Origin of the sequence: Candidatus Leptofilum sp. (assembly GCF_965223285.1) — a bacterium.
Taxonomy (GTDB): Bacteria; Chloroflexota; Anaerolineae; order Promineifilales; family Promineifilaceae; genus Leptofilum.
The window spans coordinates 2433429-2458176 of sequence record NZ_OZ244997.1 but is presented as its reverse complement, the minus strand read 5'-3'; the positions used below and the strand labels follow the sequence as shown (position 1 = coordinate 2458176).

Annotated in this window: 17 protein-coding genes; 4 read left to right on the top strand and 13 right to left on the bottom strand. The window is 52.2% G+C overall.

Translation table 11 applies throughout. The features are described 5' to 3' along the window. Window positions 1–4: 4 nt before the first annotated feature. Together ACOQPU_RS11235 and ACOQPU_RS11230 are read left to right on the top strand one after the other, a co-directional pair. On the top strand, window positions 5–808 hold the full coding sequence (locus tag ACOQPU_RS11235) for a TIGR00730 family Rossman fold protein (protein ID WP_420645200.1): 804 nt from the start codon (window positions 5–7) through the stop codon (window positions 806–808). 175 nt (window positions 809–983) lie between these two features. Next, complete coding sequence (locus tag ACOQPU_RS11230; RefSeq protein WP_420645199.1) at window positions 984–3434, top strand: serine/threonine protein kinase; 2451 nt, start codon at window positions 984–986, stop codon at window positions 3432–3434. A gap of 70 nt (window positions 3435–3504) precedes the next feature. Here the strand turns inward: ACOQPU_RS11230 and ACOQPU_RS11225 are convergent, their stop codons facing one another. From ACOQPU_RS11225 to ACOQPU_RS11215, 3 genes are all read right to left on the bottom strand, one after another. Beyond that, on the bottom strand, window positions 3505–4590 hold the full coding sequence (locus ACOQPU_RS11225; RefSeq protein WP_420645198.1) for a hypothetical protein: 1086 nt from the start codon (window positions 4588–4590) through the stop codon (window positions 3505–3507). A gap of 102 nt (window positions 4591–4692) precedes the next feature. After that, on the bottom strand, window positions 4693–5493 hold the full coding sequence (gene trmD / locus ACOQPU_RS11220; RefSeq protein ID WP_420645828.1) for a tRNA (guanosine(37)-N1)-methyltransferase TrmD: 801 nt from the start codon (window positions 5491–5493) through the stop codon (window positions 4693–4695). Window positions 5494–5597: 104 nt separating this feature from the next. Continuing rightward, window positions 5598–6581, bottom strand: coding sequence for a uroporphyrinogen decarboxylase family protein (locus ACOQPU_RS11215; RefSeq protein ID WP_420645197.1), 984 nt, complete (start codon window positions 6579–6581; stop codon window positions 5598–5600). A 163-nt stretch (window positions 6582–6744) separates the two neighbouring features. On the opposite strand from ACOQPU_RS11215, the gene ACOQPU_RS11210 reads away from it, so the two are divergent. After that, window positions 6745–7896, top strand: a complete 1152-nt coding sequence (locus tag ACOQPU_RS11210; RefSeq protein ID WP_420645196.1) for an acyl-CoA dehydrogenase family protein — start codon at window positions 6745–6747, stop codon at window positions 7894–7896. A 72-nt stretch (window positions 7897–7968) separates the two neighbouring features. Here the strand turns inward: ACOQPU_RS11210 and paaD are convergent, their stop codons facing one another. The 7 genes from paaD to ACOQPU_RS11175 form a co-directional block, all read right to left on the bottom strand. Beyond that, a complete protein-coding gene (gene paaD, locus ACOQPU_RS11205) occupies window positions 7969–8457 on the bottom strand; it encodes a 1,2-phenylacetyl-CoA epoxidase subunit PaaD (protein WP_420645195.1) in 489 nt (162 codons plus the stop codon). 179 nt (window positions 8458–8636) lie between these two features. Continuing rightward, window positions 8637–9392 carry a 1,2-phenylacetyl-CoA epoxidase subunit PaaC gene (paaC, locus tag ACOQPU_RS11200; RefSeq protein ID WP_420645194.1) on the bottom strand — a complete coding sequence of 252 codons (756 nt, stop codon included), beginning with the start codon at window positions 9390–9392 and terminating at the stop codon, window positions 8637–8639. A 101-nt stretch (window positions 9393–9493) separates the two neighbouring features. Continuing rightward, on the bottom strand, window positions 9494–10048 hold the full coding sequence (locus ACOQPU_RS11195; RefSeq protein WP_420645193.1) for a phenylacetic acid degradation protein: 555 nt from the start codon (window positions 10046–10048) through the stop codon (window positions 9494–9496). Then, window positions 10041–10991, bottom strand: coding sequence for a 1,2-phenylacetyl-CoA epoxidase subunit PaaA (gene paaA / locus ACOQPU_RS11190; protein ID WP_420645192.1), 951 nt, complete (start codon window positions 10989–10991; stop codon window positions 10041–10043). The genes ACOQPU_RS11195 and paaA overlap by 8 nt, the downstream gene beginning before the upstream one ends. A gap of 303 nt (window positions 10992–11294) precedes the next feature. Further along, a complete protein-coding gene (gene mmuM, locus ACOQPU_RS11185) occupies window positions 11295–12242 on the bottom strand; it encodes a homocysteine S-methyltransferase (protein ID WP_420645191.1) in 948 nt (315 codons plus the stop codon). Further along, on the bottom strand, window positions 12239–12568 hold the full coding sequence (locus ACOQPU_RS11180; RefSeq protein WP_420645190.1) for a cupin domain-containing protein: 330 nt from the start codon (window positions 12566–12568) through the stop codon (window positions 12239–12241). The genes mmuM and ACOQPU_RS11180 overlap by 4 nt, the downstream gene beginning before the upstream one ends. Window positions 12569–12616: 48 nt before the next feature. Next, window positions 12617–13951 carry a GNAT family N-acetyltransferase gene (locus tag ACOQPU_RS11175; protein ID WP_420645189.1) on the bottom strand — a complete coding sequence of 445 codons (1335 nt, stop codon included), beginning with the start codon at window positions 13949–13951 and terminating at the stop codon, window positions 12617–12619. Window positions 13952–14292: 341 nt separating this feature from the next. Here ACOQPU_RS11175 and ACOQPU_RS11170 point away from each other — a divergent pair, with 341 nt between their 5' ends. After that, window positions 14293–14979: a zinc metallopeptidase gene (locus ACOQPU_RS11170; protein ID WP_420645188.1), complete on the top strand. Its 687-nt coding sequence runs from the start codon at window positions 14293–14295 to the stop codon at window positions 14977–14979. A gap of 762 nt (window positions 14980–15741) precedes the next feature. Here ACOQPU_RS11170 and ACOQPU_RS11165 read toward each other — a convergent pair. Genes ACOQPU_RS11165 through ACOQPU_RS11155 form a run of 3 tightly spaced genes read right to left on the bottom strand, consistent with a single transcriptional unit; the run spans window position 15742 to window position 24424 of the window. After that, a complete protein-coding gene (locus ACOQPU_RS11165) occupies window positions 15742–17094 on the bottom strand; it encodes a winged helix-turn-helix domain-containing protein (protein ID WP_420645187.1) in 1353 nt (450 codons plus the stop codon). A 21-nt stretch (window positions 17095–17115) separates the two neighbouring features. Beyond that, entirely contained in the window at window positions 17116–19626 is a 2511-nt protein-coding gene (locus ACOQPU_RS11160; RefSeq protein WP_420645186.1) for a response regulator, read from the bottom strand. After that, complete coding sequence (locus tag ACOQPU_RS11155; RefSeq protein WP_420645185.1) at window positions 19619–24424, bottom strand: GAF domain-containing protein; 4806 nt, start codon at window positions 24422–24424, stop codon at window positions 19619–19621. Before ACOQPU_RS11155 ends, ACOQPU_RS11160 begins: the two co-directional genes overlap by 8 nt. Window positions 24425–24748 lie beyond the last annotated feature (324 nt).

Genomic DNA, 24748 nt, shown 5'->3' with positions numbered 1-24748 from the left:
AGATATGAGCGAACAAGAAAACATCATAACAAATCCAAATATTAATCGGGCAGCGCGGCTGGGTCGGCGGACAGAAGATGAGCGGCTGCTAGCAGGGCCAGCGTTGGGCGAAACGCCATTCTACAAAACAGACACGTGGCGCGTCATGCGCATCATGGGTGAATTTGTTGAAGGGTTTGATGTGCTGGCAGAGTTGGGTACGGCCGTTACTATCTTTGGTTCAGCTCGGACCAAACCGGGGGATGCACAGTATGAAACGGCCGTGTCTGTTGCCAAAACGCTAGGCGAAGCCGGATTCAACATCATCACCGGTGGTGGGCCGGGCATTATGGAAGCTGGCAACAAAGGGGCAAAACTGGCGGGCGTCCAATCTGTTGGCCTAAACATTGAGCTTCCCTTTGAACAACATCTCAATCCCTATGTTGATTTATCCATAGATTTCCGCTACTTCTTTACCCGCAAAGTGATGCTCGTCAAATATGCCCAGGCATTTGTCATCTTCCCCGGTGGCTTTGGCACTATGGACGAGCTGTTTGAGTCGCTGACGCTGATCCAAACCGGTAAAGTGCAAAACTTCCCGGTAGTGTTATTTGATACCAGCTACTGGGGCGGACTGGTTGATTGGCTGAAAAACAGCATGTTGGCGGGTGGGAAAATCTCGCCAGAAGATTTGGATTTGCTTATCCTCACCGACTCGGCCGAGGAAGCCCGCGACGCTATTTTGCGCTGCTTGCAGGATCAGGCATGGCGGTTGCAGCAGGAAGAAGGTGCCAGAAACGTGGCCAAAAAGGCATACGGCGGCAGATAAGCTAAAATTTACGGCAGATTTACTTATTTTTGGCAATAATTTTGTAAATTAGGCTATTGTCATTTCCTGTTCAAACCAATACTCTATAAGATAGCTGGACAATTTGGGAACCAATCATCCATCGTTGTCGTTATCCAGTAGACTTCTATCAACCTCAACAACGGTAAAAAGCATTATGATTCCAGATAAAATCGGCCGTTATGAAATAAAGCAAGAGATCGGGCGCGGCGGCATGGCAACCGTCTATGAGGCGTACGATCCCCGGTTTGAGCGCACCGTGGCTCTAAAGATGCTCCCTCGCGAATTTATGCATGAGGCAGAATTCCGGGCGCGTTTTACCCGCGAGGCGCGCACCATTGCCACGCTGGAGCACCCCGCCATTGTGCCTGTGTACGATTTTGGTGAAGAGAATGGCCAGCCTTTTTTGGTGATGCGTCTAATGACGGGCGGTTCCTTATCAGATCGGTTGGCGGAAGGGCCAATTCCCATTGATGAAGCGGCCGTTATTCTCAAGCGTCTTGGTTCGGCACTGGATCGCGCCCACGGGATGGGCATCATTCATCGGGACCTCAAGCCCAGCAATGTGCTTTTCGACCAGTACGGCGATGCGTTTTTGGCCGATTTTGGCATTGTGCATGTCTCTTCTTCTACCAATGCGTTAACGGCTAGCGGCAGTTTGGTGGGGACGCCCACCTATATGAGCCCCGAACAGGTTTATGGTGACAAGCAGCTAGACGGCCGTTCCGACATTTACGCCCTTGGTGTGATCCTTTTCCAAATGCTCACAGGCAACACTCCCTACGATGCCGACACCCCAGCCCGCATGATGATGAAGCACGTCATGGATCCCATCCCCGAAATTTTGACGGTGCGACCCGACTTGCCGCCCGCCTGCAACGACATTATCAGCAAGGCAATGGCCAAAGAGCGGGATGAGCGTTTTGCTTCCGCCACCGATCTTTCCACGGCATTAACCGCCGTTACGGAACGCGGCCTGGAGAAGCCCACTTTAGACAAGCTGGAAGATGAGCTTACCGAGATGAAGGCGGAGCTGATGGAGGAGACTCCACCTTCTGTAACCCCAGCGCGCACAACGGCCGTTCCATTAGACACTGCCACCGCCATGCCAGACGTGCCGCCACCGCCACCCCCAGCAACAGAAGCGGCAGGGCCAGTCAGTTTCCCCACGCCGCCGCCTGCAACAACCCAAGCCCAAGCCAGCGGTGGCGGCGTGCCCAAGTGGATTTGGGGTGTTGCTGCCGTGGTGGTTTTGCTATGCATTGGTGGCAGCATTGCTGCCTTCTCTTTGCTTTCAGACGATGAGTCTGGCCTGTTTGGCGAAGACCCCACCAACACGCCTCGCCCCGATGAAGACGAGGATGAGGATGTGGTTGATGAGGAAGCAACGGCCGAAGCGATTGCTGCACTTGAAACCGAAGAGGCAGAATCCGTACCCACTGCCACAGAAATACCTACGGAAACGGCCGTGCCGCCAACCAACACGCCAACGCCAGAACCCCGCGAGCCAACGCCAGATGCCGTAGCTACCCGCATCAGTGCTGAAGCAACGCGGGAAGCCGCTGTTAGTGCAACTGAAGCCGCCAATCCACCGCCCACACCGCCGCGAGGAAGCGTTTCACCCATCTTTGGCCCGGTGGATGACACCATCCCGCACGACGACGATGAATTTTTGGAATCATTGTACGCCGGGGCTTCGCCAGCCAACTTTGTTATGCGGACGGAGATGGTGAACCCTTACGGAACAGGCACGGGCAGTTGGGATTTTGGCCTCATATTCCGGCAGCGTGAAGTGGATGATGAATTACGGCTTGTGGTGCGTTCAGATGGCTTGTGGACGCTCAACGACCGCACACCGGGCGCAAACAATATTTTGCAAGAAGGGGACGCGCTATCTTATCTTGATCTGAATAGTGGGGGTTCCAACAGCTTTGAGCTTATTGCGTCGGGCGACGTTGGCTACTTTTTCCTGAATGGGGAATTTGTTTCTCAGTTAGACCTTTCCTCCCGCACCAATGCGGGCGACATGGCACTTGGCACCGGTTTTTATAGCAGCAGCGAAATTGATGGTGAAACGACAGATTTCAATGATTTTACGCTGTGGCCTGTAGCCCCAGTATACGGCCCAACAGACGGCCGACTTGTCCATGCGCTGGATGATTTGATTAAGCTGGAACCAGCTAACGTGGATCAGGTGAATTACATTGTTGAGGCTACCTTTACCAATCCTTTTGCCGCTTCGGTAAATGATTGGGATTATGGATTTGCTTTACGCAGCAATGGTTCTTTCAAATATTGGCTAGTGGTTGCTTCCGAAGGCAATTGGCAGTTGGCCGACCGACAAGGGAGTGCCGACGATGAAGAAACAGTTGCAGAAGGTGATCTGGCAAACCTGAACCTGGGTGCCAATGAAAAGAACCGAATTCGTTTGATCGTCTGGGGCAGTGTAGGTTACTTCTTTGTCAATGATGACTTTGTTGCCACGCTAAATTTGTCTGGCAATCAAGATTCTGGTGATGTTGAGGCAATCACTGCTTACTATTTTGACCACGAAATTGAGGGTGAAGCAACGGGATTTGAAAACTTTACAATTATCCCGCTGCCATAAGTAACATTAAATTTTTCCGGAAACTGTTTGTGAGACAGCGACTTTATCAGACAGTTTCCGGGAATTTGTTTTACCAATCAGTGTGGGCAACGCTTTTTCTTCCGCTTACAAATCCTAATAGCACAAATAACAATCCAGCTCCCAGCATAACGATGGCCTGTCTGTTTACCCGAGCCAGCCAGGTGTCGGTAACGGCCGTTACCATACGAATCCCCGTTTGCTGCAAAGAGCCAGTTAATGCCAGTGCCGTGGGGTCGGTGGGCAGCTGCCGCAGCAAAAAGGTGGTGATGGCTGGGAAAATGAGGCTGATAAACAACACCAGGACGGCCGTTGCCAATAGCGGCCAGCCCCACCAATGTCCCCAATCTGACCAGGAACGCACTGCCAGCAGGGTAATGAGTAACAGGCAAGCTGCGGGCAGTAGCCAAAGCAGCCAACCCCAATCTTGCGCGAACGAAAAGAGTCGCTGCAAACGCAACAGTTGCGCCCTGGCCTGAACCAGTTCCGCATTTTGCGCTTGCTGTTCAGGTGAAAAGAGGGGTACGCGCACCACGCCCAGTTCACTGGTAAGCTGCGGATTGCTTTCAATGGCCTGCACCAGCCGAGAATGCACTTCTTGGCTGATTTGCCCCGGAGGTATTTCCACAGGTAGGCAAGTGGGGATGGTGACATTTGGCCCAAGTAACTCTGCCGGGTTGACGGGTTGGGTGCAGGCGGGCAGGTTTGTGACGATGGTGTTTACAATGTCCAGTCCGGGCTGCCCGCGAAACCGCTCCAGTAGCGGTGTCGTGTCGATTGCCAATTCTGCATTGTCCAGATTGCCGGTTTCCAGCAAGTCGTACACGGTGTCTACGGCCGTATCTGTCTGCGACTCGATCCAACCAGGCGGCAGCAGCGTCTCCATCGACTGTTGCAAAAGCTCTTCATCTAGGTTGATGGGAGCCAGGCCGCGTTCCTGCGCCTGTTCTTCAAGCGTTTGGGCTACAAAAGCGGGTACTGTCTCTACAACCAGCTTGTCCAGATTAGATAGCGACTCTTTAATGAGTTCACGGTCTGCGATAACATTGAATAAATTGGTAAGAAACAGGGCGAGAACGGCCGTCATCACAAACAGCACAGCCACAATCCCCGCCGTAAATTTTAAGCATCCACGCATGTTGGTCTCCCGATTTTAGTAATCAGTTTTCAGTAGATTAGTGTTCAGTTTTGCGTCAAAGTAACGGGTTTGCTCAACTGGTAACTGATTACTGTCCGCTGTTTACCGTTCACTGGCCTCTTGAGCAAGTTTGCCCAAAAACCAGCGATCTGCTTCACTGAGTTCGGCCGTTAGCAGCAGATTGGGGCGGCGTTGCCAGGTGCGGCGCAGGGCTTGCTCCCGCCGCCAGCGGGCGATGTTGGCCGCGTGGCCAGAGCGCAGCACCTCGGGCACAGACCAGTTGCGGAATGTTTCTGGGCGCGTGTAGTGGGGGCCTTCCAGCAGGCCAGTGGCGTGGCTGTCCTCTTCGGCGGCGTCTTCTGCGCCCAGTACGCCAGGGAGAAGGCGGGCCACCGCATCCACAAGGACCATTGCTGCCAGTTCGCCGCCCGTCAATACAAAATCTCCAATTGAGATTTCGTCGGTGACCAGATGCTGGCGCACCCGCTCATCCACGCCTTCGTAACGGCCGCACAGCAGCAGCAGTCGATCGTGTTGGGTAAGTTCCTGGGCGACTTGTTGTGTAAACGGCCGTCCCTGCGGCGTCAGCAAAATAAGTGGCAATCTCCAGTCTCCAATCTCCAGTCTCTTTTCATTTTGAGATTGGAGATTAGAGGCTTGTCCTGAGCGGAGTCGAAGGAGTAGAGACTCAACGGCCGCAAAAATTGGTCCCGGTTTCAGCACCATGCCCCCACCACCGCCGTAGGGCGGTTCGTCCGTCACGCGGTGTTTGCCACTGGCGTAATCGCGCAGGTTGTGCAGGGAGACGTGCAGCAAGCCTGCCGCCTGCGCCCGCTTGAGGATGCTTTCGTTCAGATAACCCGGAAACATTTCCGGGAAGAGCGTGAGGATGTCTATGTGCATGGCGGCAAGTATGGAGCGGCGTGTGGGTTGTGTCAAGCTGGCCACTATTCAGTGTTCAGTAGGTCAGCAATCAGTTGACTGTTCACTGAATACTGAATACCGATCTACTGGTTTACTGATTCGCGCAGGGCGCGGATGTTGCGGAGCGGGGTCGTGACCATAGCCACGCAGCCAGTGCCCAGCAGCAGGCGACGGCCGTTTACCTGTTCAATTGCGTCTTTGGCTTCGGCCAGCGTGTTTTCTGGCGGTTCTTGGTGCAGCGTCCAATGATCCACACCACCGCTGGCGGCTCCCTTAAATTGCGTCAGACCCTCAGCCAGCGAAATGCCCGTTTCGCGGTCGTGCCAGTTGAGCAGCGGCACGGGGTAGGCCGCGACGAGATCAAACATCACGTCGGTGCTGTGCAGATGAACCATGTTGAGCCAAAGGTCTTGCACGGCGTTGAGGATTTTGTGGTCAAACGGCCGTCCCCAAATTTCATACTCTTCCCGGCTCATCAATGGATAGCGAGCGTGCTGGACGGCGTAAAAAATGCCGTCAATGCCAATCTTTTTGGCTGACTCGATGAAACGCAGTGTACTTTCAAAAATTGTTTCTAATCCGTTGCGGAATAGTTCCGGCTCGTGGCGCAAGTGGGTGAGCATCGGTTCATTGTCTGCCAAATGTTTGGCCTGGGAAAGCGGGGCAAAGATAGTCGCCAAAACAGGCACGCTGTCGCCAACGGCCGTTTTCACCAATCGCAACGCCTCCAACTGGGTTGCCAACATGCCTTTCGTTGGGTCGAGCGGTTGGAGTGTTGCCCAATCTTCAGCTTTTTGGATGGGACGATTCGTGTAGTGACGAGTGCCTTCGATATGGCCGAGCCACTCATCCTCAACCCCCCAATCGACCACCGAATAGCTGCTGGCTGGCCCAACTTTTAGTACGTCCCAATCATAATCTTGCTGCCATTTTAGATGCGCCGCCGCCAGGGCATGGGCATCCTGGTCATCCCCCGGCCAATGCCGCCATAAGGCTACCGGTATGCGGTCAGGTGTTTCGCCGCTCACAGTTGCTTCCAATCGTTTTCGTTTACTCCAGTTTGACATAACAACTCCTAATTTCATAAATTTTTACCGCGGAGGACGCGGAGAGCGCAGAGATTTTTAGGAAACCTCCGCGTTCTTCGCGGTCTCTGCGGTTTATTTTACTCGGTGGCGAGGCTTGTAGATTGTGGTTAGAATCGATTTCATGAAGAAAATGATGAATGACATGGAAAATCAAGACGAAAAGAATGTGGAAACGGCCGTTTCCTTAGCCACCACCCTCGCCCAACAGTTTGCCAGCCGCGCTGACGAGGCCGACAAAGCGGGTGTACTGCCCACTGAAGACGTGGCCGCGCTAAAAGATTCTGGCTATCTGGGTATTAGCGTGCCGCGAGAATTTGGCGGCTATGGCCTGTCGTTGCGGGATTGCGTGGCGGCGCAGCTCGCGCTAGCGCAAGGTAGCACCTCCACCGCCATTGTGGCCGGAATGCAGGTGCATATTTTTGGCCACCAGCGGGAAGTGCGTAGTTGGGATGACAACTGGTATGCACAGTTTTGCCGTTTGGCGGCTAGCGGGTCGCTGTTCAATTCCATCGCTAGCGAGCCAGCGATGGGTAGCCCGTCGCGAGGTGGTTTGCCAGCCACAACGGCCGTTCCCACAAAAAACGGGGATGGATGGATTGTGAACGGCCGTAAAACGTGGTCCACGGGTGGCAAACACCTCACCCATATGCTGGTTCGGGTCGATTTGGAAGGGGAGGGCGCCGTGGTGTTGGTGGAGCAAGGGGTGCCCGGCGTGGAGTGGATCACCACCTGGAGCGATTCGCTCAGCCTGCGGGCCAGCGACAGCCATGACGTGGTCTTTACCAATGTCCATATTCCTAAAAGTTATGTGGTTGAGCGAGGTGATGCCAAGGCAAAGCCGAACGTTTGGTTCCCAATGATTATGTCAACAATTTACCTGGGAGCAGCGATGGCGGCTCGGAATCGCGTCATCCAATTTTCGTTGGAGCGCGTACCTACGGCCTTAGGCAAACCCATCGCCACCCTGCCCAAAATCCAGCGGCAAATTGGCGAGATTGACGTGGCCTTGCAAGCGGCACGCTCGCTGCTGTTTGACGTGGCGTCCGAATGGGCAGGCGACGACGCGGATCGTAAAAAGATGTCTGCCCGCATTGCTGCTGCCAAAACGATGGTGACGGAAACCGCCAACAAGGTGACCGACCAGGCGTTACGCATTGCCGGGGGCAGCAGCATCACCAAGGCGCTGCCGCTGGAACGCTACTTCCGTGACGTGCGAGCTGGCTCCATGCAGCCGCCCTCTGGCGACACCGCGCTGGAAATGGTCGGCCGTGCCGCCATCGCCGAATTTGAATAAATTGGCCACAGAGAGCACAGAGGGAAAAGAGAAAAACCTCTAAAATCTCTGTGCCCTCTGTGGCTAAAAAAATTAAAGCGGCTTGAATTGTTCGAAGGCGTCTTGGCAGTCGTGGCAGTAGTAAATCATGCGGCAGAGGGTGGGTCCGAAGCTGTTTTTGATTGAGGTGTTTTTAGAGGCGCAGCGGGGGCATTCGGCCAGGTCTAAAAAGGCGACGGAGATGAGGTCGCCGCCGTGTTTTTGTGGGGGGGCCAGACCAAATTGGCGCAGCTTTTCGCGGGCCTCGTCGGTTATCCAGTCGGTGCTCCAGGGGGGGTGAAGCACCGTTTCTACGGTGACGTTTTGAATGCCTAGCTGGCGAACGGCCGTTTCTATATCCCGTCGCATCACGTCTAGTGCGGGGCAGCCAGAGAAGGTCGGCGTCATTGTCACGCAAACAGCGTCGCCATCTACCGTCACATCCCGCACGATCCCCATCTCCACCACAGAAATCACCGGAATTTCCGGGTCTTTGACTGATTCAAGTGCTTGCCAGATTTTGGTAGGAGTTAGTTCTTTCATTTTGGAGCCAAGTAAGATTGAAGACAAGGAGCCTTCCATATGTCATGCTGAACGGAGTGAAGCATCCCTAAAATCCGTCAATTGTCGAAAGGTTTTGCTACGTGCAAGTGCTGAGGGATGCTTCGGAGGACCTCAGCATGACAATTGGTAGACGGCATGTTTTCCTCTACGTCATCTCGTTACCAAACTGCCTCGCGATTTAGCCGGGCCACTTTCTGCATGTCGGTCAGCAAGGTAGCGAGGTGATTTGTATGTTCGCGGCGGCTGGTGGTGGGTGGCGTTTGGTTGCTGGGGGTGGTGAGATTGGCGGCGGTGAGAAACGGCCGTACTCGCTCCAACCACTCTTCATGCAGCAGTGCTAAATCCGGCACAATTTTCTCATCCACCAAAAGTGATTCGCCCGGCAGCGGCACAAAAAGTTGTTGAGCATACGGCCAAAGTTCATCCAGTGCCGCTTGTGTGCGCCGATTGGATTCATCCGTGCCCAGCCCTAGCCGCTTAATCCAGCTATTGGTGTGCCGCAAATGGTAGATTTCCTCATTACGGATTTTGGCTGCTGCTTCCGCCAGCGGTTGAAAGTGACTATGCTGCAATTTATCGAGCAGGAGCAATTCGTAAGTGTCAAAAAGGTATTGGCGCAGCATAGTAAATACCCAATCGCCGCGCGGCAGCTCAACAAGCTGCACGTTGCGGAACTGGCTCGGCTCGCGGAAAAAAACCAGCTCGTCTGGCTCGTCGTCGGTGAACGCTTGGTGCAGCTCGTACCAAATATTGGCGTGACCTAGCTCATCCTGGGAGATGTTGGCCAGGGCAATATCTTCTTCCAATATCGGCGCATGACCGATCCATTCCGAATTGCGATGTGCCAAAATCAGCTCATCATCAGCCATCGCCAGCAGTTTTTGGGTGAGTAGTTGTTGAATTGTTTGGTTCATATGATTCTTAAAAGCGGAACACAGAGGTTCACGGGGATGGCACAGAGCTACACAGAGAGTTTAGAGAAAATCTGTGACATCTGTGCTTATCAGCGTCCCATTTATTTTTCCTGACGGCCGCGTTGCTGACGGCGGGGGCTGACAAAACCGTAGTGTGATTGCTGTCGGTATGTTTTGTCCAGCGCAGGGGCAAACAAGGCTTCGATATCGTTCTCATTACTGCGATGGATAAATTCATCAGCCACCACCCACCAAACCCAGACATTGTCGGCGTCAAAATTGCCGCTCTCGATGGCGTCGCGCAGAGCAAGTTCGGGCGTCACGGCTTCGATTTGACCCACATGGCGGACATAGGTCATGCTACGTCGCTGGCTGGTTTTAGTGAAAATGTGAAACAGTGTTGGCGTGCCATCCACCTTCCATACTTGTACCCAAAAATCAGGATTGGCTTCTAGCTCTTCCCGCGTCATCATAAAGATGGCATCGGCCTGCACCACCCACAAGCTCACGGCAGACGGCCGTCTGACAAACACATCCCTTCCGTTTTGCAAAGCCAGCTCCGCATCCGGCGCATGCACCGAGCCAACCGCCTCATGCCGCTTTTTAGGATTATCTTGCTTGAATACCTCATACCGAGGCCACTGGGTATCAGACATGATTATGAACTTTTTCTGCGTAGGCTGTCATGGCTTCACGCACCCAACGGCCGTTTTCATGCGCATCTCGTCGGGCGGCCAGCCGTTCTGCATTCATGGGGCCATTCCCTTTTACGACCCGCCAAAACTCATCCCAATCAATTGGGCCGATAATCCAGTTGCCGCTTTCTTCATCAAAATGCAGGTCAGGATCAGGGATGGTGAGACCAAGTGCATGAACTTCTGGCACTTCTTCGTTGATGAATTCTTGACGCAGCTCGTCGTTTGATTTGGTTTTAATGCCCCAGCGCATGAGAATTTCAGAATTGGTCGAGTCGCTATCGTGCGGGCCAAACATCATCAGCGTGGGGTTCCACCAGCGGTTCAGGCCATCTTGCACCATCGCTTTCTGCTCCGGCGTGCCGTTGGTGGCGTAATGGACAATCATCTCTTTGCCCTGCTTGTAATGGAATGTCTCCTCGGCACAGATGCGTACCATCGCCCGCGAGTAGGGACCATAAGAAGCGTGGGCCAGCATCGTCTGGTTCTTGATGGCCGCGCCGTCCACCAGCCAGCCAATCCAGGCCACATCTGCCCAGGTGAGGGTGGGATAGTTAAAAATGGAGGCGTATTTTGCCTTGCCCGTTAGCAGCGCATCCAGCATCTCTTCACGGGTAGCCCCCAGCGTTTCAGCGGCATGGTACAAATATTGGCCGTGTCCTGCCTCGTCCTGCACTTTGGCCATGAGCACCATTTTGCGGCGCAGGCTGGGCGCATGGGGAATCCAGGCACCTTCCGGCAGCATCCCCACCACTTCGCTGTGGGCGTGCTGTGAAATCATGCGGATGAGCTGGCGGCGGTATTCGTCCGGCATCCAATCCCCCGGCTCGATTTTCTCCCCTCGGGCAATGCGGGCTTCAAATTCGGCTAACCTGTCGTCAATATTTACGGTTTGTTCAATCATATGAATTGCCTTGGTTGCTTGTAGATAGATAGTGGTTGAGGTCATTATACAACAAATGCGAGCCTCATCTGTTAGGCTCTTATTTTTAGGACTTACGCCTTCGCCCTAACTAGACTACAAAAGTCTTTGGTCTAATGATGTAAATTCCAGAGAGAACAAGACTTTTGTAGTCTTCACTGCGTAAGTCCTGATTTTATAAACTGATATTATGCACTTCCAATGAAAAGATTTCAAAAGTCTTGCGGGGAGTCCCGAGATTTGCTTGGGAAATACGAGACTTTTGAAATCTACGTTGCGCAAGAGTTACGAAATTAACGGCCGTGTGCGGTCGCGGATTTGCTGGATATGGGCAGGGCGGGTGCGGCAGCAGCCCCCGACCAACAACGCTCCCATCTTGCGCCATTCTCGGCTAATCGTGCCAAATTCGGAGGGGTCGGATTGACCCAGCCAGGTTTTGCTCACGGAGTCGTATTGCTCACCAGAGTTGGGGTAGACGATGATTTGCTTGGTGGTGTGATTTTGTACGGCCGTAATCAACGCTGGCAAATAGCGAGGTGGAGTGCAGTTTATACCCACCGCAATCAGGTTTGGCACGTCGTTGAGTAGTTGCACACAGTCGGCCAGCGATGTGCCGTCGCTGATGCGGGTGCCATCTTGACAGGCAAAGCTCATCCAGGCGGGCATTTTGGGCGTTTCGAGCAAAAGCTGGCGCAGTGCCTTGGCTTCCGCCAGCGAGGGGATTGTTTCGCAGGCCAGCAGATCGGCGCCGCTCTGCGCCAAAATCTCCCAGCGTGGCCGATGCCAGGCTAACAGCCCCACCTCGTCCAAATCGTATACGCCTGTGTATTCAGAGCCATCGGCCAGGTAAGCTCCATATGGCCCCACGCTGGCAGCGACCAACGGCCGTAACCGCCCGCGCCGATTGGCCATGATTGCCCAAAACTGATCCCGCGCCTGGATTGCCAACTGCATAGCCAAGCGAATTAGATCAGCAGCTTTTGCCTCGCTCAGACCTCGCGCCAGCAAACCAGGCAAACTAGCTTGGTAGCTGGCGCTGATGATGCAGTCGGCCCCCGCCCACAAATAGTCGCTATGCACCTGGCGAATGGCGTCTGGCTGCTCCAGCAGGAGCTTGGCAGACCAGAGCGGATCGTCCAGATTGTGGCGACGGGCTTCTAATTCGGTCGCCAGTCCACCGTCCAGAATGAAGACGTTTTGGTAATCGAGAAACGGCCGTACAGGATTTTTCATCGTTTAATATTTTCCACAATCTTGGAATTTGGTTCGGAACGTTCCTTAATAATGACCCAGCGCGCCCCAGCATCAGAGATAGCTATTATTTGATGCCATTCATTTGGCTCTATCATGACAACCATGCCTGCTTTGATGGGAATAATCTGGTCATTCACCTCAAGCTGTGCTTCCCACTCCAAGACGACATAGTATTCGTGATAAGGATGTTTGTGGCGCACTTCGCTTTTGGGAACACGTGTTAAGCGACCCTCGCCAATTTCTACAGGGGAGCCATTCCAGTATCCACAAAATAAGTGGGAATTTTCCTGCTTATAAATTTGCATCTAGTGAGTTCCTTAAAAAAGCTGCCAACATCACTTTCTCCGATAGTGCTAGCCTAACCCCACCACCCAGGATGGCTTCTTGGGAAAAAGGATGTTAAACAAAACGGCCGCTTCCGGGTCGCGTGAATAACAGTCGGCGTGGGTTTCATTTAGCTCTTCCAGGCTGTTTTTGCCAAAGAGAACGTGCAAAAAAGTGCTATCTGAAAAGTGAATATCGCCATCCTCTACATTTTTAGGCTCATAGCTGCCGATTTCTTTTAGCTTGCCTTGCTCAAAAACAAGCGTAAATTGCTGCTGGTACAGGTTAACTCGGCAGGTGCCACTGTGCCCGGCTAATACGCTTTGTGCCAGCCGTTTTTCCAGCACGGGGCCGATGTGGCGCAAAAAGGCGGGAAGGTCTGGCACGCGGATGAACCAGGCATACGGCCGTCGCTGTGGCTCTAGCTGTCTGCCCAATGCTTCGTAAATGGGATGCCCTTGCCCCAGCCCGAAAGAGATGCCCAACAGTCGCTTCTCTTCTTTTTCAAACAATGCATCGGCCAGTTTTTTGAAGTGACGGGTTACAAACAGCCCGACTGCGCGCCAGGAGTGGCCCGGCTGCACGCCAAATTCGCGCACCGTGTAGGCAGGCCCCCACTGCTTGTACTCGACGTAGGCAACTGGCTGGCGATTTTCGGCCGTTTCAACGATGCGAAACTGGCGTGCGTAGGCCGAATCGGGATGCGAAACCGTTAATTCGTAGCGCCAGATGGTTTCGTCACGGACTCTGTTGAGTAAGCTGCCTCGATTGTGCGCGTCGTACAGCTTGCCTAGCAGCGGCCAATCTGCTTCGGTGGCTGGGCGAATTTGGTACGGTTCCTCTTCGACTGGTTTGTAATTGCCAGGACGATCCCACAAAAAGGTGCGCCCACCTCCCAGGTCTAGTGCCATGCCGTAGCCAAACATGCGGTAATACCAGGGGATGCCGGTGATGGCCTGCACAAGCTCGCCCCGCGCTGCGCTTTTGGCGTGAACGGCCGTCATCTGTTCGCGCACCAAACCGCGCCGCCGATAATCTGGGTCAGTTGCCACCAACTCAGGTCGCCCCACGCCAAACGGAATGCCCTCATACGCCCAGGTCTGGGAGATAAGGTTGAGCGTCGAAACAATTTTGCCGCCACCGTTTTCATCCACAACCACAGTGAAGTCGCTGGCAGTAGTAGTAGGATGGTCGCCGCGCATCAAATCTTCCGTCCAGTGCGCCAGCCACGTTTCTGGATTTTCCGGGTTATCGGTATGGCTACGGACGTTAAAAGCGGCCAGCGCATCTGTGTCGGCTGGCGTTGCCCAACGCAGCACCAAGCCATCGCCTAATTGTTTGGGTAAACTAAAATGATCGTTCATTTTGCTCCATAAGGTTTGTGTTTGCGCTAAAAAACGGTGCAGATGTCAATTGTAAGAGCTTCTCTCATCTTTGTGTAATTTAACCTGTTGTATTGTAAGATATGTATTGGAAAGATGGTCAAATGATTGACGATAGCTGGGTAGTTATGCCAAAATCTAGACAAGTTTGATCAATAGCTTTCAACTCGCAAGGGAACATCATGATAACATTACCATCTTTATCATTTTTATTAATATTCGTCAGTGGTGCAGCAGGTTTGTTGATGATGCGGATGCAAAAACGGCCGCGACTGCAACCTGCCCTAGCCCCTGTGAAAATACGGAAATAACGAGGTTGACCGATGTTTTTTGACCCGCTTTTTTTATTATTTGCTTTGCCGGGCTTGCTGCTAGGCTTTTGGGCGCAGTCTCGCGTCAAGCGGAACTTCAACAAATATAAGCAGGTGCGTACGGCCCGCAATGTAACCGGGGCTGAGGTTGCACGCCAGCTTCTGGATGCGCAGGGTTTGTATGATGTGAAGGTGGAAGAGACGCAAGGCTTCCTTAGCGATCATTATGATCCACGCAGCAAGGTTTTGCGCCTTAGCCCGGATGTTTATCGCACACCCAGCATTGCTGCGGCCGGTGTGGCTGCCCACGAAATGGGGCACGCCCTGCAGGATGCAAAGGGTTACTTCCCGCTCCAAATTCGCAGCACGTTGGTGCCTGCGGCTCAGTTTGGCAGCTCGTTAGCCCCCTGGTTGTTCATTGGTGGTTTCTTGCTCAACATCACCGGATTGGCCTGGGTGGGCGTGATTATGTTTGCTGCGGCCGTGCTTTTTACGCTGGTGACCCTGCCGGTGGAGTTCGACGCCAGCAAACGCGCCAAGCAGCTATTGGTTGGCAATGGCGTACTCATTGGTGATGAGGTCAAGGGCGTAGACAAAGTATTGGATGCAGCAGCGTGGACGTATGTGGCAGCGGCCGTTTCGGCCATCGGCACATTGCTTTATTACGTGTTGCTGCTCACGGGCGGTGGCCGCGACTAACCTTTTCAATCAACTTCATAAATAAAAGTAAAGAAAAACGGGATGGTTTTTACGCCATCCCGTTTTTCTTTTGGCTAGAGAACTCGCGGCTCAGAACCCCCGATTCCCCGCGCAATATCGCAAATGCTATTGATTAGATAGCAAAAGTGAGCAAATTAAATTATCGTGGGCGGCTCATGGCCACGCCGATCATCAGTCCCGCAATGATCATCATCAGAGCCACAATAACGATTGTAGAAAGGCTTAGATGAACAATCATAATGTTACCTCCGATTGTTTTGTGCAGTTGCTAGTAGTTTACTCTGGTTGTGATGGTTTCTAATGATGTTTGGCAAACAGTGGCCGGATAAAAAGTGATAAATGTGACAACTGACTGGGCATCGGCCAATAAGTTTTGAAAGTGGTTAGAGCCTTTGAGGAAACGGCCGTCCCTCACCGTACCCTGGCACTAAACACAACGTAAACAAGCAAGACTAGTGGAAAGAGTAGCCCCAAGACAAAGGCAGCCAGCAATAAGCCAAACAGCGCAGCGTAAGATAAAGTTACCATGTTGAGTCTCTCCTTTTATTTGCTACCAATACAACATCCTATACGCACAAGACACAATGATGGTTACAGCAACGGCCGTTTGGCTCTGCTGGCAAACCTAAGGTGAACTTAATCCAGTTGGGCTAATTTTGCCTGACGGGCGGCAAACGCAGGGGCAACAAAAAGATGACATCGCTTTATTCCCTTGAATCGTCAGTTTTCTGAGGGAATCTGTCAATCAATTTGCAGGGTATACCCTTGGTTATGCACATTTGCTAAAAATTGGGGGTTTTTGGGATCTGGCTCTATTTTTTTGCGGAGGCGAGCAATGGCGGCAATGAGAGCCTCGTCGGAGACGCCACCTTGGGCATTGGGCCAACCTGCGGTGATGAGTTCATCTTTCTCCACAACCTCGCCTGCTTGATGATAAAGCTGCTGAAACAGACGGTATTCTAATTGGGTGAGTCGGGGGACGGGATTGCCCTGCACCCAAATTTGGCGGGAAGGTTCATCGAAGAAGAGCGGCCGTTCCCAGAGGGCATCTTGGGTGGCAATGAACTGGGTGAAAATGGGGGAGAAAATAACGGCCGTATCCCCTTCTGAGAGGATGCCTTTAATTTGCAGTTGAGTCACAACGGCCGTTTCCTTTGCCGTGTCGATGCCTTGGGCTTTAGCCAGCAGCACGCGCTGTTCGTGAGCACTTAGGCTGTGCCACAGTTTGTCGCACTCCATTTCTACACCGGGGCTTTTGAGGAGACGAACGGCCGTATCTTTGTGCTGGAGCTTGTCTGCGAGCTGGCCTTGTGTGGTTGCCAGCAAAGCGGCTCGCAGCAAGCCAGCATGACCGCCAGCCAGCGCATAGAGTCCTTCGCGCAGGTCATCTGTGAGGGTGATTTTATTCCGCCCAGCCACACGTTCCAACACAGACATCGCATCGCTTTTGGCATACGGCTTTAGCCCCATGATGTTGGAAGCCAGCAGCTCATAAAACTCTTCCCGCCCAGCATCCAAATCGAGCAAATTGGGCATCATGTCGCGGGTAAACACAAGGTAAGAGATGCGATATTTATATGCCTCTCGCAGGCCACGCAAATTGGCAAATAGCCGTTCTTCGGCCTCTTGATACACATCGTCAAATTGATCAAAGAGAAAAACCAAGCGTCTATCAGATTGCCCCAGCAAGGCGCGCAGGGCCAGCTTGAAATACCGCTGTACTTTGAGAGTATCATCTTTGGCATTGAGTAATTTCTCATGATATTGGCCAATCTTATCAATATCTTCTGTGGTTAGCCCCAGCCGCTCTGCATCACCGTCCAGCATTTCTAGCTGTTCCAGAATCAAGCTATAAATGCTGCGGTCCGAAAAGTCGGGGATGTAGTGGAAGTTTGCCCGGATGATAATGGTGGTGCCATCTAATCCGCCCAGGTAGTGTGCCTGGGTGTATGGATCACGAATGTGGTTGAACAGATTCGATTTGCCGACGCCGCTAATGCCGATGATGGAAGCGGATTCGCCCGCCTGCATCCATTTGAACAGCTTTTCAGTTTCGGTTTGGCGGAAGCCGGGGCGTTGGGTTGTGGGTGTCATTGCAGGAAAACTCCTTGACCATCAATCTTGCGGGAAGCCGGGATATTCTTGGCCTCCGTAGTTGGTGAGGGTGAACAAAACTTTGAGCAGCTGATTAGGTGAATCGGGCAGCACGCGGAAATCGAGATTGCGGTAAACATCCTGTTCTTCTTCAGAGATGTCGCCACCCGCGAGCCAGATCAGGCCATCGGCTACGCCCGGTTGGCAATATTGGTAGGCAGACATGAGCTCGTCTTCGGTGGGGCAGAGCATGAGCAGGAAAGCACCCTCTTGTACGGCCGTTGCCAGTTGTTGCCAAAGCTGTGTGACTCGCTGTAGCGTTTCATGGTGGCGATGATCGTATTCAGTGATGGGCAACGTTTGGGGAGAGGTGTCATCTTCCCTGGCGTTGATGGAGCCATACAGCTTATGGATAATCATTGTTCCATTTTCAGGTGGATTGGCACCGTTGGCGTTTAGTTGGATGGCAAAGCTATCCCCTTTTTCCTGGTAGGCTTGCTCCAGGTAAGTGTGTTGGTTGGTGGTATACACTTTGCGCCACGGCAGTTTGGCAGCGGCACGGTAGATGGACGGCCGTTTGCCAGGTGCAAAATATTCCATATGTTTTTGGATGAGCCGCTTGCGGTTGCCCATTCGGTTGATATAGAAAGCAAATAGCTTGGTTGGTTTGTCGCTGGTGGAGGCTGAAATATCAACCTCTTTCATCAGTTGCAAAGCCAATTCCTGGCTGTTGGGCCAATCGGCATTGTGAGGAACGGCCGAACCGATAAACAAGATCACATTCTGTTTGGCCAAATTCTCAGCCAGGAACCGCTGCTGGGCGGTGGCCAACATAAGGGCAGGGGCAAAGAAGCTGCTGTCTTCAGCAAATGTGGACTGGTTTACCGGCACAGGTTCCCGATACATATCCACGACGCGTTTCGCAGGCTGGCGTCCCGCCAACAAGTCCAACTCCTCGCAAATCATAACGGCTGAATGCATCGCTTGCAGCTTGCGATTTTCTGAAATGTGCCGCAGCCGCACCACATTGAGCGTACCCATCAACTGGCTCAGCAAATACTCTTGCCGCGCATCGTTTTGTTGCGTATTAAAACTGTGTGCATACCGATGTGCCAACTGGCGCAGGGCAAACACAACCTCAGCCGCTTTGCGAGCATCTTTAGAAAATGAAGGAGGCAAAATGGGGGGCTGTTTTTGGCGATCAGCTTCCAGCAGAGCCTCTTCAAAATGCAGAAAATCCGTCAGGCTCAGCAAAGACATCAGGCGGTACTTCACATCTGTTTCCAGAATAACAAAGTCGCGCAAAATGTGGCTTTTGTAGGTGCGGTAGAAATCAATCAACCAACACCGGCCAGATTCATCTACCATGATGTTGCGCCCTGTCAGGTCGCCATGCGTGATGCATTTGTTAACCTGAATAACGCACTCTTGCTTATGCTTTTGTAGCCAGGCAATGGGATTGATCACGTTTTCTTTGCCCGGCGTTAGCTGAATTAAGTCGTCATCAGGATCGAGTTCTGGCAGCACCACCTGGATACGCCCGGTTAACTTTTTCGGGTCCAGTTGAAAGGCATCGTAGTAGAGTGAAGGCACGTCGGCTAAGTCGCGTTCTGGGTTTGCAAACCAGAATCGGTACGTTTGCTCAAACAAATTGCGTAAGCTGGCGATAATTTGGCTCGTTTCACTCCGCTGGTAGAACTCATCAAACTCTTTAAGGGCGACGCCTTGTTTTTCGGCAAAGGTGTAGAGCAAGGTACCTAAATGGCGCGAGTAATGGACATCTGCCTGCGTCACGGCATCGGCCGTGAGAAAATGTTTGACGTTGGCTTCAAAATGGCGGCTCTCGGTTTCTACTTTATCTTTACGGCCGATTTTAGCCACATATGATCGCCCTAATCCCCCAGTTTGCCAGGTCGGCTGAATGCGGACGATGGCCGCGCCTGTAAGCCCAGGCTTGAGTTTACTTACGTATAGGCTACGGGCATCTACAAACAGCTTGCCAAAGAGGTCGCGTACTTGGGGGGCTAATAGTTTGGTAGACGGCCGTTCCGCCATCGACCAGTTTACATCTTCTGCTACATCTTCCAATACATTAAGAGAGTCACTTACATACTTTAGATCGAAATTGACTTTTATTTTTTCTTGTGCCAATTCTTCAACCGTCGCCAAAAGTTCCCTCAGATAACCTGCTTTCTTCAAAATCAAGCGATCCGCATTAAGGTTCCAGGCAGGAAGCGTATATTTTTGGTGTGCCGTGATGACAATAATCGGCATGACGCCGTGTAGCTGCAATGCTTCAATATCCTCTAAAAGTTGAAGCCCTTCTACCTTTTCTGGGTCTTCTGCGGCCAAAACCATATCTACGATAGCTAAATGGAAATGATCCGTCTCTAAAGCGGATTTAGCTTCTATGTATGAAGTGGCTAGCCGAACAACGTATCCCTCTTCTTTTAGCCAACGCATAATGGGGTCGTAGGCATTCTCATCATCCTCAACCAGCAAAATGCGTAGCTGATGATTTGGCTCAAGCATCGATCAATCCCTCCTGTAAGCTAGATTGCGTACTACTTTGCAGTGGTAGACTCAATGTAAAAATAGTGCCTACTTCCGGATCGCTTTTCAGGTGAAGTGTGCCGCTATGGGCTCTGGCAATGAGTTGGCAATGGTAAAGGCCCACACCGTGCATTTGATGCAAAGAGTCTCCTTTTGTTGTTGTGCCAAAGTTAAAAACCTCTTGCTGTATTTCTTCAGGAATGCCGTTACCGTTATCTTGAACAGTTAGATATAAATGTGTTTCATCTGTTTTTGCTTGGATGATTACTTTGCCATCCCGAGCAGTCGGGATGGCTGCAAATGCATTAACAAACAGATTTTTCAAGAGCAGTTCGATCCACAGACTGTCTGCCTGAATTTTGGGCATATCCGGGGCAATTTCTTTGATGATCGTCACGTGCGGTGGTTTTTGAGGTTTGCTGAGATCAATTGCGTTTTGAATGAGGCTGCTGACGTCCTCAGTTTCTGGATGATAAGCACCTGTAAATACGAAATCTTTCAAACGGCCGCTTATTTTATCCGTGGCTCTGGCACTTTTTTGTAGGTTGGCCAACGGGGCCGCAATATCACGGTTCTTCTCATATTTATACGCAATCTCATCCACAAGATCAGGGAAGGCGGCCACAGCGTTGTTAATATCATGTACCAAACCCGTGGCCATCATCGCTGTTTGTTTGGCTAGCTCTAAAGCTTGTGAACGCTCGAACTGGTTGGCGTTTTTCACCGCCAGCGCCACATGCTTGGCCAATGTATCCAGCAATTTCTCATCCGCTTTGGAAAAAGCCGCTCGTTCATCACTCTCTATAACCAAGATGTAAGTCACCACATCATCAATGATGATGGGAACCGCAATTTCCGACTGGGTGGAGGTAATGGCGGGAATATAATCAATATCCTGGCTCACATCTTCCACATTGCTGAGTTCACCTGTGGCCAAAACGCGCCCCGCAATGCCTCGGCGTTTACTAAGCTGGGTACGAAATGTGTGATCTTCCAGCAGAGGAATATCTACATGATAAAACGGTTGGGTGTTGTCTGTAATGGCAACTTCCTCTTTATCTGGCAAATGTTCCACAATGCAGGCGTTGTTTGCTTTGGGAAAGGCAGACAGAATTTCCTGAATCAGATTACGGAAAATTAAATCGACTTTGACGCTGGCACTGATAATGGGTGTGATGCGCGAGACGGTATCCAGACGTTGCTGCCGCTGTTCAGCTTCGATGTGTAGCTGCGCACGCAGGATGGCCAGGGCTGCAAGCTGCGCAAATTGCTCCAGGGTACCCCGGTCTGCTTCGCTGAACTGATTGCGAAATTCGTAGCCGAAGAACATACAGCCGACGCGACTGCTGCCAACTTCTAGCGGGAAAACGGCCGTAGATTGATATTGATTTGGGTGCGGGAAGACCTGACGTAATTGTGGATTCTTCTTTACCTTTTTCACGAATTTTGGTTGATTTAATTTCCAGGCGGCTTTAACCAGTGGGGAAAGTTCATCTGGCAAAGCGGTGACAACGGCCGTTTCTTGTGTGCTGGAAACAGTGGTCATCATATACCGCGTAGTTTCGGGGTCTCGATGGTAAACCGTGATGGCATCAACTGCCTGCAAGGCGTTCAATGCCTGCGAAATGATAGCCGCCAGCAATTGGCTCAAATCCACATCGTCAGCCAGCCGTTGCGATAAATCACGCAGTTCACGCAACGTGCGATTGCGGTCGGCCTGCTCCAGATTCATAGCCAAACGGCTAGCCAATGAAAATAGATACCGTTGATGGTCTTTGGTTAATCCGTACCGTTTGGGGCTTTCCAGGTAAAGCACAGCCAGCGGATTGCCCGTAACCTTGACGGGAACTGCCAGACCGCAGCGCGATTCAGGGTAAAAACGGGAGCGGAACTTTCCGGTTTCCAATGGTCCCGCGTTTGTTTCTAGCTGGCTTGTGCCGCTGGTGAATGCTTTTTCAATAAGGCCACCGGGCAAAGCATTTAGCTGACGAGTATACACCTTGTTGGTAGAAAGAAGCTGGTACATTCCCCACGCTCCCTTTGGCTCATCCCGAATTAAAAAGACACGCGGTGCGCCCGTGTACTCTTGAGCACGACGCAAAGCCAAAAGCACCGTGTTTTCAATGGCCTCATCAGAGCGGAAGATGGCACTGCTGAAAAATAACTGATCGATGCCTTTGCGTTCCAGATCGCGGCGTGAGAGATTATGTTCTAACTGTTGGTAGCTGCGAGCACTGGGAAGCGCAATGGCCACGAAGTTAGCGAACACTTCTAAAACGGTTTTCTGTTCGGCTGTAAGCTGGTGTGGCTGCTTCCAGTTGAGATAAAGGATACTGGTGGGGGCCGCAGCGGTGCCTAGCCGAAGGCCTACAAAGGCACGAACGCCTTCACGGGGCAAAAAGGTACTGGTCTCCAGGCACAGGCGCAAACGGGAAGAAACGGCCGCATTTATATCGCTCACGGCGAGAAACCCCTGCTGCAAAATATATGAAGCTAGCCCATGTGCGGGCCGTGGTTTGTCCGTTGGTTGCACAATATGGCTTGTTCCTTCTGCTTTAACATGGTTTGGTTCATAACGAACAACTCCATTTTGAGACATTGGGTGAATCGGGTAAATAACAACACTATCTGCCTGAAACAGTTCACGGGCTGATTGAACAACCGTTTGCAGCAATCCATCAATAGAATCTGTCACTTTGTTGTTGAGCGTTTCTTCAACTTCCAGAAGCTGCCGCCAATTAATGGTTCGTTGCCGCTCGACCACCAAGGCGCGTGCATTTTCCAGCACGAGAGCAACCTGGCTGACAAAGGTTTGCAGCAGTTCATACTGTTCTGGCGAAATGGGATGGGGCGCGAATTTGTTGTCTACGTACAGGATGCCAAACATATGTTCCCCTGTTGTCAGCGGCACCAGGGCAAATTCATTCGGCGCACCAATGGCTTTGGCAAAGATGGGCGGCAATCCTTGGCGCGGTAGTTGGCTGCTGCTCAGCAGCGGCTCACCAGACTGTAGCTGGTGCAGCAGCAGATCGGGAGCAGGTGCGTACAGGGGGAGGTGTAATCGTTTAAGGGCGGTTTGTATGGTCGATGTGCCGTAAGAAACGGCCGTTTCCGTCAGAGCCGTCTCTGGTGAATATTGCAGCCATAGCTCTCGCTCAATATCGGCATCTTGTTGGGTGAGCTGACCAGCGGCAAAGGGCACCTGCAAACATTGATCATTTTCATTCAGCATCAGCAAGACGGCTCGGTTCAAATCTAGCCCGTACGGCGAGGTAATGCCGTTGAGTGCCAGCTGCAAAATGTGTGATTCTGGCCACTCGCGATGATTAAGCATGTCGGTGAGCATACTGTTGAGGCGGTTGAGCGTTGTGGACCGCCCCTCGGCCATGTAGAGCAGGTTGGCATATTGGGCACGCTCTTCAATGATTTGGGCTGCCTGGTGCAAAAAGCTCACCAATTGCAGCACCTCGTCGCGACGCTGGTATGGCGAATTAGGGGAGACCAATTTGCCCAAGGAGACGAGGCCAACGGGAGTTTCTGGCGTTAACGCCGACCGAAGCGGAATCAACAATCGTAATTCGTCTTCCACAGATGCGATGGTGAAGTTAGCATCGTTTAATGCCTGCATTTCAGGGCCGTTGGGGTTTTCCAGGCGCGCCTGTTGGCCAAAACTGGAACTGTCCGGGAAGAAAAGCGTTAATTTCCCTTCTTGCCAAGCGTACAGATGCAGATCGCTATCTGGGAAGGCGGCCGTTAGCCCCTGTGCCAAACTGTTAAAGGCTCCAACTGCATTTTCGCTGCCGTGCATGGCGTTGAGTACGGCCGTATACAAAGACGGCCGTACATCAGTTTGCCCTTCGTTTAACGCTTTCCCTAAATATTCAAAGGCATGATGCCAACGGCCGTTTACCGCATAAAAACCACCCACCTGAGCCGGATTCAGATGTTTTTGCAGCAGATGCCCCCAAATATTGTTCTTGAGTCTGTAGCTATCTCCATCGTGGACAAAAATACCGCACAAATCCAGCACATTGGGAAAGCTAGAGAGCGTCATAGGCATTTGGCTAATGGGCAGCGAACCGTGCTCCAGCATCGAAAGCGTGCAGAAGAGTAAATTTGTGTCCCCCTCAACCTGCTGTAAAATCTCTTCAACTTTCGGGTTTACAGGGTTGTTGAGAAAGGCATCAATGGCTTCAGAAATGCGCGGAGCCGTGAGGGTTTGCTGCCCGCGCCGCTTTAGCTGCTTCAGGCAGAGCCCCAGAATGCGCTCCATCAGGAACAAATCGCCGCCTGTTTGCCGAAACAGAGCCTTGAGGGCATGGTCGTCCGGGTTGATTTCAGCACGCTGGCAGGCTGCTAAACCAAATGCCTGGCGTTCAGCCTCATCCAGATCATGAATCCAGACCAGCTCAGATAGGTGTAAAAACCGGGTGGGCGTCAGGCCAGCGTTGTTCTGTAGATCGAGTGCCCCGCCAATAACGGCTTGAAATTGTGGCCCGCTACTTTGGGAAACGGCCGTGTACAAATCGGCCAGCGTATTCAAAAGCGAAAGCACCACATTGGGGGGTGCCGTGTTCAAATTGTCAATAAACAGGACGAGGGGGCGATCCTGCCGCCGAACGATGGTTTGCATCGCCTCGCAGAACTCACGGGAAGTTTGCATGAATTCTACTGGGATGGGGGTATCCATGGGGAAAAGCTCGCGCTGCAAACGGCCGTACAATCCCACATACAAATCTGCCTCACTCATCAACAACAGATCTGTAGAAAGCTTCACAAAAAAGCTCTCCTGCCGTACATTCGGCAACTCTTTCATGCTGATATAAAGTACATTGTGCGTGCATTGTTCCTGTAACATTTGGGCGGCGGCCAGCATGTGTGCGCTTTTGGTGCGAAACCGAGGGCCCAGCACGCGAACACAGCGGCCGGCTTGTACCGCCTGGAAAATAGCGTGCAGGCAATCATTTTTATAAACGGGTGTTTGTGTCGTTTGTCGTTGTGGATAGGTATTGCGCATAACTTCTGCACCCCTTAGGATACATCAAGGACAAATTACAGCGGATGCAGGTTCGTTCTCCAGCCAGGATCAAACCATCGTGCC